This window comes from Sinorhizobium sp. FG01 (assembly GCF_002531875.1).
GTDB classification, from domain to species: domain Bacteria; phylum Pseudomonadota; class Alphaproteobacteria; order Rhizobiales; family Rhizobiaceae; genus Sinorhizobium; species Sinorhizobium fredii_C.
The window spans coordinates 202,885-215,909 of the sequence record NZ_NWTB01000002.1 but is presented as its reverse complement, the minus strand read 5'-3'; the positions used below and the strand labels follow the sequence as shown (position 1 = coordinate 215,909).

14 protein-coding genes are annotated in these 13,025 nt (G+C 63.8%); 8 read left to right on the top strand and 6 right to left on the bottom strand.

What is annotated here, in order from left to right; genetic code table 11:
- The first annotated feature begins 46 nt into the window (after positions 1-46).
- The 6 genes from CO656_RS01165 (at position 47) to ugpC (ending at position 6,150) form a co-directional block, all read left to right on the top strand.
- Positions 47-1,285, top strand: a complete 1,239-nt coding sequence (locus CO656_RS01165) for an extracellular solute-binding protein (RefSeq protein WP_095678082.1) — start codon at positions 47-49, stop codon at positions 1,283-1,285.
- 95 nt (positions 1,286-1,380) lie between these two features.
- Positions 1,381-2,262 (top strand): sugar ABC transporter permease, encoded by an 882-nt coding sequence (locus CO656_RS01160; RefSeq protein ID WP_037416743.1) that lies wholly within the window; start codon positions 1,381-1,383, stop codon positions 2,260-2,262.
- Positions 2,262-3,107: a carbohydrate ABC transporter permease gene (locus CO656_RS01155; protein ID WP_097524507.1), complete on the top strand. Its 846-nt coding sequence runs from the start codon at positions 2,262-2,264 to the stop codon at positions 3,105-3,107. The genes CO656_RS01160 and CO656_RS01155 overlap by 1 nt, the downstream gene beginning before the upstream one ends.
- Positions 3,104-4,129, top strand: a complete 1,026-nt coding sequence (locus tag CO656_RS01150; RefSeq protein ID WP_179864673.1) for an aminotransferase — start codon at positions 3,104-3,106, stop codon at positions 4,127-4,129. The genes CO656_RS01155 and CO656_RS01150 overlap by 4 nt, the downstream gene beginning before the upstream one ends.
- A gap of 3 nt (positions 4,130-4,132) precedes the next feature.
- Complete coding sequence (locus CO656_RS01145; protein WP_097524505.1) at positions 4,133-5,068, top strand: PfkB family carbohydrate kinase; 936 nt, start codon at positions 4,133-4,135, stop codon at positions 5,066-5,068.
- Complete coding sequence (gene ugpC / locus CO656_RS01140) at positions 5,065-6,150, top strand: sn-glycerol-3-phosphate ABC transporter ATP-binding protein UgpC (protein WP_095678083.1); 1,086 nt, start codon at positions 5,065-5,067, stop codon at positions 6,148-6,150. The genes CO656_RS01145 and ugpC overlap by 4 nt, the downstream gene beginning before the upstream one ends.
- A 35-nt stretch (positions 6,151-6,185) precedes the next feature.
- On the opposite strand, the gene CO656_RS01135 is transcribed toward ugpC, so the two are convergent.
- The 6 genes from CO656_RS01135 to CO656_RS01110 form a co-directional block, all read right to left on the bottom strand.
- Positions 6,186-6,998, bottom strand: a complete 813-nt coding sequence (locus CO656_RS01135) for an IclR family transcriptional regulator (RefSeq protein WP_037416725.1) — start codon at positions 6,996-6,998, stop codon at positions 6,186-6,188.
- 49 nt (positions 6,999-7,047) lie between these two features.
- Positions 7,048-7,431 carry a RidA family protein gene (locus tag CO656_RS01130; RefSeq protein WP_097524504.1) on the bottom strand — a complete coding sequence of 128 codons (384 nt, stop codon included), beginning with the start codon at positions 7,429-7,431 and terminating at the stop codon, positions 7,048-7,050.
- 32 nt (positions 7,432-7,463) lie between these two features.
- The gene (locus CO656_RS01125) at positions 7,464-8,231 is read right to left on the bottom strand and encodes an amino acid ABC transporter ATP-binding protein (RefSeq protein ID WP_037416700.1); all 768 of its coding nucleotides are present in this window, start codon (positions 8,229-8,231) and stop codon (positions 7,464-7,466) included.
- Between the two features lie 7 nt (positions 8,232-8,238).
- A complete protein-coding gene (locus CO656_RS01120; RefSeq protein WP_037416697.1) occupies positions 8,239-8,898 on the bottom strand; it encodes an amino acid ABC transporter permease in 660 nt (219 codons plus the stop codon).
- Positions 8,899-8,903: 5 nt separating this feature from the next.
- A complete protein-coding gene (locus CO656_RS01115) occupies positions 8,904-9,566 on the bottom strand; it encodes an amino acid ABC transporter permease (RefSeq protein WP_037416693.1) in 663 nt (220 codons plus the stop codon).
- Between the two features lie 68 nt (positions 9,567-9,634).
- Complete coding sequence (locus tag CO656_RS01110) at positions 9,635-10,477, bottom strand: transporter substrate-binding domain-containing protein (protein WP_097524722.1); 843 nt, start codon at positions 10,475-10,477, stop codon at positions 9,635-9,637.
- Positions 10,478-10,636: 159 nt separating this feature from the next.
- Here CO656_RS01110 and CO656_RS01105 point away from each other — a divergent pair, with 159 nt between their 5' ends.
- Together CO656_RS01105 and CO656_RS01100 are read left to right on the top strand one after the other, a co-directional pair.
- Complete coding sequence (locus CO656_RS01105; protein ID WP_037416691.1) at positions 10,637-11,695, top strand: D-TA family PLP-dependent enzyme; 1,059 nt, start codon at positions 10,637-10,639, stop codon at positions 11,693-11,695.
- Positions 11,696-11,999: 304 nt separating this feature from the next.
- Entirely contained in the window at positions 12,000-13,025 is a 1,026-nt protein-coding gene (locus CO656_RS01100) for a sulfate ABC transporter substrate-binding protein (RefSeq protein WP_097524721.1), read from the top strand.

Genomic DNA, 13,025 nt, shown 5'->3' with positions numbered 1-13,025 from the left:
CGGATTCTCGCATGTAGACTGGAACGATCAGCTATTGGAGGCAGCAATGTTGAAATCCATACGTAATGCCTTACTGGGAGCGACACTCATTGGAACCGCCTTCGCAAGCCAGGCCTATGCGGAAACGACGCTGAATGCCCTATTCATGGCGCAGGCCGCCTATAGCGAGGCCGATGTGCGCGCCATGACCGAGGCCTTCACCAAGGCCAACCCGGAGGTGAAGGTCAATCTCGAATTCGTCCCCTATGAGGGACTGCACGACAAGACGGTATTGGCTCAGGGCTCCGGCGGCGGCTATGACGTCGTCCTCTTCGACGTGATCTGGCCGGCCGAATATGCCAGCAACAAGGTGCTCGTCGATGTCACCGACCGCATCACCGACGAGATGAACAAGGGCATCCTGCCGGGCGCCTGGACGACGGTAGAATATGACGGCAAGCGCTACGGCATGCCGTGGATCCTCGACACCAAGTACCTGTTCTACAACAAGGAAATCCTCGAAAAGGCGGGCATCAAGGAGCCGCCGAAGACCTGGGACGAGCTTGCCGAGCAGGCAAAGACGATCAAGGAAAAGGGGCTCCTCCAGACGCCGATCGCCTGGAGCTGGTCGCAGGCGGAAGCCGCGATCTGCGACTACACGACGCTGGTCAGCGCCTATGGCGGCAAGTTCCTCGACAGCGGCAAGCCCGCCTTCACGACGGGCGGCGGCCTCGAGGCGCTGAACTACATGGTGACGAGCTATACCTCCGGCCTCACAAATCCTAACTCCAAGGAATTCCTCGAGGAGGATGTGCGCAAGGTGTTCCAGAACGGCGAGGCCGCTTTCGCGCTCAACTGGACCTACATGTACAATCTCGCCAACGATCCCAAGGAGAGCAAGGTGGCCGGCAAGGTCGGCGTCGTGCCGGCTCCAGGCGTTGCCGGCAAGAGCGAGGTTTCCGCCGTCAACGGCTCCATGGGGCTCGGCATCACCGCAACCAGCAAGCATCCGGAAGAGGCGTGGAAATATATCGTCCACATGACCTCGCAGGAAACGCAGAACGCCTATGCGAAGCTCAGCCTGCCAATCTGGGCGTCGTCCTATGAAGACCCGAATGTGACGAAGGGCCAGGAAGAGCTGATCGCCGCGGCGAAACGCGGGCTTGCCGCCATGTATCCGCGGCCGACCACGCCGAAATACCAGGAGCTCTCGACCGCATTGCAGCAGGCCATCCAGGAGGCGCTGCTCGGCCAGGCCTCGCCGGAGGATGCGCTGAAGACCGCCGCTGAAAACAGCGGGCTCTAATGGCAATACGACAATGGGGTCCCGGGCTTGCCGCCCAGGACCCATTTTGTCAGCGCAACAGCCCCAATATCGAACGATCGGCAAGGGTTTCATTCATGTCCGGCACCTGGATTTCGACACGCGCATGGCTGCTGATGCTGCCGCTGCTCGTGGTGATGGTCTCGGTGATCGGCTGGCCGCTTGTCGACACGGTGCGGCTCTCCTTCACCGATGCCGAGCTCGTCGGCACCGAGGGAAGCTTTGTCGGCATCGCCAACTACGAGAAGATGCTGGCGGGATCGAACTTCCAAAAGGCACTTGTCACGACGACATGGTTTGCAGTCGTCTCGGTCGCCGCCGAGATGGTGCTCGGCGTTCTTGCCGCCCTTCTGTTGAACCAGCAGTTCCGCGGCCGAACAGCGCTTAGAGCCTTGATGATACTGCCCTGGGCGCTGCCGACGGTGGTCAATGCGACGCTGTGGCGGCTGATCTACAACCCGGAGTATGGCGCGCTCAACGCCGCACTCACCCAACTCGGCCTGATCGACAACTACCGCTCCTGGCTCGGCGAGCCGGGGTCGGCGCTGACCGCGCTGATCATCGCCGATTGCTGGAAGAACTTTCCGTTGGTCGCCCTCATCGCACTGGCTGCACTGCAGGCCGTTCCGCGCGACATCACTGCCGCCGCTCACGTCGACGGTGCCGGCCCGTTCAACCGGTTTCGCTTCGTCATCATGCCCTATCTCGCCGGCCCGCTTCTGGTGGCGCTGGTGCTCCGCACCATCGAGGCCTTCAAGGTGTTCGACATCATCTGGGTGATGACGCGCGGCGGACCGGCGAACAGCACGCGCACCCTGTCGATCCTCGTCTATCAGGAGGCCTTCTCCTTCCAGCGGGCCGGTTCCGGGGCGTCGCTGGCGCTGATCGTCACCCTGCTCGTCACCATTCTCGCCGCTGGCTATGCGGCGCTGCTCCGCCGGGCCGCAGGAGCCTCGTGATGGAACGCCGGAACCCGCTCTTCAACGCCTTCGTCTATGCGAGCGCGCTACTCCTTGCCGCGGTCATCCTTACCCCGGTCGTGTGGCTTTTCGTCATGAGCATTTCGCCGGCCGCCGACCTCTCTGCCAAGCCGCTCGCCTGGTGGCCGAGCGACATCGACCTCTCCCGCTACCGCACTCTGCTCTCTGCCGTCGAAAACAGCGCCGGTGCCGCCTTCGTCGCCTCGCTCGTCAACAGCCTGCAGGTCGCCGGCATGGCAACGCTTGCCGCGATCGTCGTCGCCGTCCCGGCTGCCTGGGCGGTGTCGCGGACGCCCGCCGTCTCTTGGTCGCTCTATGCCGTGATCGCCACCTATATGCTGCCGCCGGTAGCACTTGCCGTGCCGCTCTATATGGGCCTTGCCTATTTCGGGCTGCTCAATTCGGTCTTCGGGCTCGCGCTCGTCTACCTCACCATTCTGGCGCCCTTTACCACCTGGCTTCTCAAATCCGGCTTCGATGCGATACCGCGGGAGATCGAGAGCGCAGCGATGATCGACGGCGCGCGGCTCGACCAGATCCTCAGATTGCTGACGCTGCCGCTCGCCGCCCCCGTCATGGCAACCTCGGCGCTCTTCGCCTTCCTGCTCGCCTGGGACGAGTTCTTCTACGCGCTGCTCTTCACCTCCGACCTGCGCGCCAAGACCCTGACGGTCGCCATCGCCGACCTCGCCGGCGGCCGTGTTTCCGACTACGGGCTGATCGCGACCGCCGGGGTGCTTGCCGCCCTGCCCCCGGTGCTAATTGGCCTCGTCATGCAACGGGCCCTGATATCCGGGCTCACCAGCGGCGGCGTAAAGGGATGATCATGCGAAGCTCGAAACAACGCCCGATCGGGCTCGTCGCGATCGATCGCGAGATGGGCCGCCAGCACGCCGATGCCCTTGCCTCCTACGATGAGGCGGCCGCCCTTGCTGAAGGGGTGGCGGCATCGCTGAAGTCGACCGGCCGGCTTCTGCTTCTCGGCATGGGCGGTTCGCATGCGGTCGGCCGCGCCGTCGAGCCACTCTACCGCGCCCTCGGCGTCGATGCCGTCGCCCTGCCGCTCTCCGAGCAGCTCGGCCAGCCGCTGCCGATCGTAGGCAAGACGATCCTCATCACCTCGCAATCCGGCGAAAGCGCCGAGGTGCTGCGCTGGTTCAAGGAGACGAATGGCGGTACGCCCGAAACATTTGGCCTGACGCTCAAGGCAAATTCCTTCCTCGCAAAAGCAGTGCCGTCACTGATCGGCGCCGGCGGCAGCGAAAAGGCGTTTGCGGCAACCCGCAGCCTGACGATCAGCTTCGCGCTGCATCTCGCAATCCTCTCTGCCCTTGGTGGCGACCCGGCAGCAGCGCTGGCCGCCCTCGAAGCACCCGAAACGCCCGAGACCGAAGGCGCACTGCAAGCGCTCGCCGACGTTAGCGCCTTGGTAACCTCCGGCCGTCTCCTTCAGGGCCTCGCCGAGGCGATTGCTCTCGGACTTACCGAACTGTCGCGGCTTCCCTGTTTCTCGCTCGAAGGCGGACAGTTGCGGCATGGACCGATGGAAATGCTCGGACCTTCGATCGGCCTCGTTCTCTTCCGCGCCGCCGACCCTACCGCCGGTCTCGTCGCCGCCATGGCAGCCTCGGCGGCCGAAGCCGGCTCGCCCGTCGTCGTCTTCGATGCCTCGGGCGAGCCGCCGCTCGCAGGCGTGACGACAATTCCCTTCAAGCCGGCGGCGGGCATGGCGGCGATCTTCGCCATACTGCCGGTCGCGCAAGCCTTCATGATCGCCTTTGCCGACGCCCGCGTCGAACATGCCGGTACGCCGGTGCGATCCACCAAGATCACCCGGAGCGAGTAGAAAATGCGTCCACTGGCCGTCATCGGCAATGTCAATGTCGATCTTATCCTCGGGCCTGCCGCGCCCTGGCCCAAGGCAGGCACGGAGATCATCGTCGATCACGACGAGCTGCGCGTCGGCGGCTGTGCCGGCAACAGCGCGCTTGCCTGGGAGTCACTCGGCGTCAACTACGCGATCGCCGCCAATGTCGGCAACGACCAGTTCGGCGCCTGGCTGAAGGAGGCCTTCGGCGCGCGCTCGCGCCACTGGCCGGTGGAAACCGTTGGCTCGACGCTTTCGGTCGGCATCACCCATCCGGACGGCGAGCGCACCTTCTTTACCACGCGCGGCCACCTGCCGCTCTTCAGCTTCGACGAGATGCGTGCAATGCTCGATGGAAACGCGCTTCGGGGCGGGATCGCCCTGCTCGCCGGTTCCTTTCTGACAGACGCCCTGAGGCTTGCCTATGACGCGTTCTTCGATTGGGCGGATGCGCATGAGATCGCTGTGGCGCTCGACACCGGCTGGCCGCTGGAGGGCTGGACGGAGGCCAATCGATCGAAAACCCTCAATTGGCTGAAGCGCTGCCATTGCGCGCTCTTCAATGAAGTCGAAACGACGACGCTGACCGGTTGCACCGACCCGGCGGAGGCGGCGCGCAGCCTGAAATCCCGAATGCCTGCCGATGCGATCGTCGTCGTCAAGCGCGGCCCGCACGGCGCGCTCGCCATTGACCACGACGGCAAGGAATTTTCCGTCGGCGCGCCGCGCGTTGCCGTCGTCGACACGATCGGCGCCGGCGACGTCTTCAACGCCGGCTTCCTGGCGGCGCTCGCCGCCGAAATGCCGCTGGAGGCCTGCTTGAGGACCGGCGTCACCGTCGCCTCGGAGGCGATCTCCACCCTGCCGCGCAGCTACGGCAAGCCTCTTTCGGCCCTCCTCGAGGATGTCCGCCAATGAGCGCACTCGAAATCCGCAACATCCAAAAGCGCTACGGCGATGTCGAAACGCTGAAGGGCATCGACATCGCGCTCGAAAGCGGCGAGTTCCTGGTGCTGCTCGGCTCCTCCGGCTGCGGCAAGTCGACGCTGCTCAACATCATTGCCGGGCTCGCCGATCCGAGCGGCGGCGACATCCTGATCGGCGAGCGTTCGATCCTCGGCGCCCATCCCAAGGATCGCGACATCGCCATGGTGTTCCAGTCCTACGCGCTCTATCCGAACATGAGCGTCGCCCGCAACATCGGCTTCGGCCTCGAAATGCGCAAGGTGCCCTCGGCCGAGCGGGAAAAGGCGGTGCGCGAAGCCGCCAAGCTGCTACAGATCGAGAACCTGCTGGACCGCAGGCCGAGCCAGCTTTCCGGCGGCCAGCGCCAGCGGGTCGCGATCGGCCGGGCGCTGGTGCGCAACCCGCAGGTCTTCCTCTTCGACGAGCCGCTGTCGAACCTCGATGCCAAGCTGCGCATGGAGATGCGCACCGAGCTCAAGCGCCTGCACCAGATGCTGAAGACGACTGTCGTCTACGTCACGCACGACCAGATCGAAGCGATGACGCTCGCCACCCGCATCGCCGTCATGCGCGACGGCCGCATCGAACAGCTCGGCACGCCGGCGGAGATCTACGACCGGCCGGCGACCCTTTACGTCGCCGGCTTCGTCGGCTCGCCGCCGATGAACATCCTCGATGCGGAAATCGTCGGAGACCAGCTGAGAATCGCTGGCTCCGACCAGGTGCTGCCGCTGCCGCAAGATTTCAGGAGAACCGCAGTATCGGGCGGGCGCGTCGAGGTCGGCATTCGGCCCGAAGCGCTCCGGCTCGCGGATCCCAGCGCAAGCGGCGTCCGCTTGGTTGCCGATATCGAGGTGATGGAATTGACCGGACCGGAGCTGGTGACCACGGCAAGGGTCGGCGGACAACGGATCACCGCCTGCCTGCCACCACGAACGCCGCTCGCCGCGGGATCGACGCGGGCCTTCTCGTTCGAGGAAGCGGCACTGCATCTCTTCGATCCGGCAAGCGGCCGCTCCGTTCGGACGGCATGAAGCCTTCTTGTCTGTCGCTCACGCCTCTCCGGGTTTTAGCGGCCGGCGACGCTCCGCGCCGTTGCCGCACCGGCCTGCCGATAGCCGAGCTTTTCCGATAGTTCGCCCGCCGCATCGACCAGCACCCGCAGATAGGCGTCGCGATTGCGCAGCCCATCTTCCTTCGGCGATACGAGGCAGAGAGTGGCGATGCAGACTTCCTCCGCGTCGTAGATCGGCACGGCGAAGCAATGGGTGAAGCTATCGACAATGCTGTTGAAGGTGAAATAGCCGTCTTTCTTGGCCTGCCGGACCTGCGAGATGAACTCGGCCGGATCCAGGTGCTTGCCGTTCGGCAGTACGAAGTCGCTTTCCGGGATGAAGGCCATTATCTCCTCGTCGCTCATATGGTCGACGAGGAGGCGGCCGGAAGCGGTCCACGGAATGGCGACCGGCTCGCCGATATTTGTGGAGATGCGGAACGGCCGGCTGCCCTCGTTCATCAGCACCACGGCATATTTATTGCCCTCGAGCTGGCACATCTGCGCGGTCTCGCGCGTCTCCTCGGCGACCCTCGAAAGCAGATGCTCGCATTCGCGCATCAGGTCGAACTGCTCGGCGTAAGCCGCTCCGAGGAAATAGAGCTTGCGGCCCAAAAAGACGCGGCCATCATCGCCCCGGTACTCGATGACGCCCTGGCGCAGCAGCAGATTGACGAGCTCATAGACCGACGAGCGCGGTGCGCCAATTCCCTGGGCGATCTCGTTGGGGCGCAGCGGCTGGCGCTGCAGGCGCAGATAATCGAGGATCTCGAAGGCCCGATCGAGACCCCGTGCCCTACGATTGATCGTGTCTTCCACCTCCGCCATCGCGTCCTCGATCGTGTTGGAAGGGCGCGCGAAGCACGCCCGGTTCACTTCATTTAGCCTTGTAGGCGACGCAGTCAACTTCCACCTTGCAGTCGACCATCATACGCGACTGCACGCAGGCGCGGGCCGGCGGGTTGCTGCCGAAATACTCCGCATAGACGCCGTTGAACGTCCAGAAGTCGCGCGGATCGTCGAGCCAGACGCCGATCCTGACCACGTCTGCGACGCCATAGCCCGCCTCATCGAGGATGGCGATCATGTTCTCGATCGCCTTGCGGCTTTCGGCGACGATGCCGCCGCCGATGATCTCGCCCTTCTCCATGGCGACCTGCCCCGAAACATAAAGCCAGCCATTCGCCTCGACGGCGCGAGCAAAGGGCAAGGGCTGCTTGCCGGCACCGGTTTCCCCCGTTCCAAAACGCTTGATCGTCACACTACACTCCACTTCTTCCTTGAAATTCACTGTTAGTTGAACTTTGAGGTCTTCAAAAATTCCGCCAGCCGCTCGGTCTGCGGCTTCAGGAACATTTCGCGAGGATTGCCTTCCTCGCCGATGCGTCCCTGGTTCATGAAGATCACCCGCGACGACACCTCATAGGCGAACCGCATCTCGTGGGTGACGATCAGCATGCTCATGCCGTCCTCCGCGAGCGCCTTGATCACCTGCAGCACCTCGTTGACGAGCTCGGGGTCGAGCGCCGAGGTCACCTCGTCGAAGAGCATCAGCTTCGGGTTCATGGCGATGGCGCGGGCGATCGCCACGCGCTGCTGCTGGCCACCGGAAAGCTGGCCCGGATAATGGTCTTTGCGCGAGAGCAGGCCGACGCGGTCGAGCCATTTCTCCGCCAGCGCCCGCGCCTCGTCGCGGCCCATCTTCTTCACCTTGACGAGGCCGAGCATGACGTTGGCGGCGGCGGTCATGTGCGGAAACAGGTTGAACTGCTGGAAGGCCATGCCGGTCAGGGCCCGCTGGCGGGCGATCTCGCGCTCCGGCTTGCGGCGGCGCACGCCGCCCGCCGTCTCGTAGCCGATCTCCTGGCCGTCGATCGCGATCGTGCCGCCCTGGAATTCCTCGAGCATGTTGATGCAGCGGAGCATGGTCGTCTTGCCGGAGCCGCTGGAGCCGATGATGCTGATCACCTCGCCCTGGGGCATGGAGCAATCGACGCCCTTCAGCACCTCGACCGTGCCGTAGCGCTTATGGAGATCGCGGATTTCAAGAAGGTTGGTCATCGGAGCCTCACGATGGGACGGCGGTCTTGCGCTCGACGTAGCGTCCGAAGCGCTCGATGCCGTAATTCATGACGAAATAGAGGAAGCCCGCGAAGAAATAGAATTCGAGGCTCATGAAGGTGCGGGAAATCACTTCCTGGGTGCGCAACAGCAGTTCGCCGACACCGATGATCGACAGTAGCGTCGAAGCCTTGACCATTTCCGCCGCCGTATTGACCCAGGCCGGCAGCGCCTGGCGAAGCGCCTGCGGTCCGAGCACATAGGCGAAGGTTTGCGGGAAGGTCAGCCCGATCGCCTTGGCGGCCTCGGTCTGACCCTTGGGGATGGACTGCAGCGCGCCGCGCACCAGTTCGCCGACATGCGAGCTGCAGAAGACCGCAAGCGCCAGCACGCCCGCCTGGAACGGCCCGAGATCGATGCCGACGGTGCTGAGCACATAATAGCTCGCCAGAACCAGCACGAGCACCGGCGTGCCGCGGATGAAGTCGGTATAGCCGCGCACCAGCCATTTGATCGGCCTGTAGCCATAGGTGAGCGCCAGGCCGACGAAAATGCCGAGGACGGTGCCGACGACGATCGCCAGCAGCGAGATCGAAATCGACACGCCGAGACCTTTGAGGAGGGGAACGCGGGCGACCCAGAGCTGATCGATGAAACCCAAATCCATGGGCGTCACCTCGGGACGGCGAGACGGCGCTCGACGGCGCGCATCAGCGCGGCCAAGAGCGAGCAGGTTGCGACGTAGAGGCAGCTCGCGACGATCCAGGTCTCGATGACGCGGAAGGTCTCGACATTGATCTTGCGCGCCTCGAAGGTCAGCTCCGGCACGGCGATGGCGGCTGCGAGCGACGTATCCTTGAACAGCGAGATCAACGTGCTGCCGAGTGACGGCAGGACGTTGCGCAGCATCAGCGGGATGATGATCGAGATGCGTATCTGCATCTCCGTAAGGCCGATCGCAAGCCCCGCCTCGCGCTGTCCCGGCGGCACGGCGATGAGGCCGCCGCGGAACACTTCGGCAAGGTAGGCGCCCGAATAGATGGCGAGCGTCAGCACGAAGCTCTGGATCTTGCCGAGCCGCACGCCGAGCTCCGGAAGGGCGAAATAGCTGAACAGCACGAGCACCAGGATCGGCGTGTTGCGGATGATCGTCACGTACAGACCGGCCGGTTTGCGCAGGAGCATGCTTTTGGAAACGAGCCCGAAGGCGGTGATCAGTCCGATCACGCAGCCGGCGAGGATAGCCACGACGGCAAGGCCAAGGCTAAGCGCCAGCCCCTGCAGCAGCAGGTCGAAGGAGCGCCAGACAGCCGCGAAATTCAATGTATAGGTCATGGGCGCACTCGCCTCTCAGCACGCTTCGGGGCGGCACCGCCGAATGGCGGCGCCGCCGTGACGAGGGCTTACTTGTACTCGACCGGGAAACCGATCTGCGGCGGGGTGAGGTCCTTGCCGAACCAGGTCTTGAACGACTTGGCGTAGAAGTCGAATTCGACACCGGTCATCGCTTCGTGCAGCGCCGTGTTGACGAAGTTCAGCCAGTCCTGGTCGCCGCGCTTGACGCCGCAGGCATAGGTCTGCGGGTTCCAGCCATAGCCGGCATCCTTATAGCGGCCCGGGTTCTGGGTCATGTACCAGGCTAGCGACGACTGGTCGGTGGCCGCCGCATCGGCGCGGCCGGATTCCAGCGCCTGATAGATCAGGTCCACCGATTCATACTGGTCGACCGTCGCGTCCGGCAGGGCGGCATGGACCATGTCCTCCGCGTAGACGTTCTGCAGCACCGAGACGGTGACAGATGATCCCGCATCCTTCAGTGCCTTGTAGTCGGCATACTTGCCGTCGCCCTTCAGCATCAGGCCGACGCCCTCGCGATAATAGGGAATGGTGAAGGCGATCTGCTGGGCGCGTTCGCCGGTGACCGTCATGAACTGGCAGGTGAGATCGACCTTGCCGGTGGTAATGTTGGGAATGCGCGCATCCGACGACTGGTTGACATATTCGATCTTGTCGGGATCCCCGAACAGCGCCTTGGCGATGATGCGCCCCATGTCAACGTCGAAGCCCTGCAGCTTGTCCTCGGCGCTCTTGAAGTGCCACGGCGCGTTCGTGCTGCCGGTGCCGAGTATCAGATGGCCGCGCGCCAGAACCTCATCAAGCTTGCTGGACGGCTGCTGCGCTTGCGCCGGCATGGCAGCGAGCGCGGCGACTGCGAGGCTCGCAGCGATGGCGAATGTCTTGAGCATCGGAGATCTCCCCTTTTCGTTCCCGGTGAATTCGTTGTCCGTTATTTTGGACATACGTCCTCAATACCGGATTGACCTATCAAATGCCTCGGGTCATAACTTGTCAAGCGGCTTCGGCGAGATTCGCCGTCCGTGCCATCTCGTGGAGGAACCGAGCCAATGCAGCTGCCGATCGAAACGCCCGCCGTGCTCGTCGATCTCGACATTGCCCGCCGTAACATTTACGCCTTCCAGGCCTATGCCGATCGGCACGGCATTCGCGTGCGTCCGCACATCAAGACGCACAAGCTGCCGCAGATGGCGGAGCTGCAGCTCGAGGCAGGGGCGATCGGCATAACCTGCCAGAAGGTCTCCGAAGCCGAGGCGATGGTCGATGGCAGCCCCCGGATCAAGGATGTGCTGATCACCTACAACATCCTCGGCGAGGCAAAGCTCGCAAGGCTGGTCCGGTTGAACGAGCGGGTAGCCCTCAGCGTGGTTGCCGACAATCCGGCGGTGGTCGACGGCATGTCCGCCGTTTTCGCCGACGCTACGAAGCCGCTCACGGTGCTCGTCGAATGCAACACCGGCGCCGACCGCTGCGGCGTCGCCTCGCCCGAGGCGGCGGCAGAGCTTGCGCGACGCGTTGCCGAGGCGCCCGGATTGCGGTTCGGCGGTTTGATGACCTATCCGCCGGCCGGCGGTGAGGCGCGGGTGCAAGCCTTCATGAGCGAAGCAAAGCGGCTGATCGAAGCGGAGGGGCTGGAGGTCCCCACCATCACGTCCGGCGGCACGCCGAGCATGATGCAGGCGGCCGAGGCACCGATCGCGACCGAGTATCGCCCGGGCACCTATATTTACAACGACCGCTCCCTCGTCGCCCGCGGCGTCGCCACATGGCAGGATTGTGCCCTCACGGTGCTTGCGACGGTCGTCTCCGTTCCGGCCGAAAACCGGGCGATCATCGACGCCGGCAGCAAGGTGCTGACCTCCGACCTGCTCGGCCTCGCCGGCTATGGCCATGTGCTCGGGCACGACGACATCCGCATCGACCAGCTATCCGAGGAGCACGGCAGGCTGGTCTGCGACGGTCCGATCCGCCTTAAGGTCGGCGAGCAGGTTCGCGTCGTTCCGAACCACGCCTGCGTGGTGACCAACATGGTCGATGCGGTCCACATTCTCGAGGCCGGTCAGCCGAAAGCCGAGTGGAGCGTTGTGGCGCGCGGTCGCGTTCTCTGACGGGGGGCCTGCGCTTCTGCCTCCTTGAAACGCTCCACGGCCCCTCGTCTGCCGTACCCCGGGACCATCGCCGTGCCAGCGGTCGACCGGCGGCGATCGCCGCGTGCCACACGTAAAGTTACTTTGGCCCAGCGCAAAAATGGGCCATGCTCCTGCGCGCCGAGCGAAGCGGTTCGGCACGGAATTCCCGGAAACGCCTAAATTAGGATACGACATTTCCCAAATCCGCCTGCCGGCGTCACATGTTTGCGTTGATGTAGTCTATTAAATTGATAGTTTTATCTGGCAAAGGATGGAGGTCGACATGCGTTCGAATAGACTTGCCGGAATGATGAAACTAGCACTTGTGGTCGGAAGCTTGCAGCTCGGCTCGATCGGTGTTGCCGCCGCCGATACGACAATCCTGAACGTGTCCTATGACCCGACGCGGGAACTCTACAAGGACTTCAACGCCGCCTTCGCGGAAAAATGGAAGGCCGATACGGGCGAGACCGTCACGATCCAGGCTTCGCATGGCGGCTCTGGCAAGCAGGCCCGATCGGTGATCGACGGCCTGGAAGCGGATGTGGTGACGCTGGCGCTCGAAGCCGACATCGACGCGATTGCACAGGCGACCGGCAAGATCCCGGCGGACTGGAAGACCCGCCTCGAAAACAACAGCGCTCCCTATACGTCGACGATCGTCTTTCTGGTCCGCAAGGGCAATCCGAAGGGCGTCAAGGATTGGGGCGACCTGACCAAGGAGGGCATCCAGGTCATCACGCCGAACCCGAAGACCTCGGGCGGCGCCCGCTGGAACTTCCTCGCCGCCTGGGCTTGGGCGCGCGCCGCCAACAACGGCGACGATGGCAAGGCGCAGGAATATGTGACGCAGCTCTTCAAGCACGTTCCGGTGCTGGATACCGGCGCGCGCGGCGCAACCACCACCTTCGTCCAGCGCGGCCTCGGCGACGTGCTGCTCGCCTGGGAAAACGAAGCCTATCTTTCGCTCGAGGAACTCGGCCCCGACAATTTCGAGATCGTCACGCCGTCAACCTCGATCAAGGCCGAGCCGCCGGTGGCGCTCGTCGACGGCAATGTCGACGCGAAGGGCACCCGCAAGGTGGCGGAAGCCTACCTCAACTATCTCTACAGCGATGCCGGCCAGAAGCTCGCCGCCAAGCACTATTACCGGCCGTTCAAGCCGGAGCTTGCCGACCCGAAGGACACCGCCCGCTTCGCCGACGTGAAACTCGTCACTATTGACGAATTCGGCGGTTGGAAGGAAGCTCAGCCGAAATTCTTCGCCGATGGCGGGATCTTCGATCAGATCTACAAGCCGGGACAATAA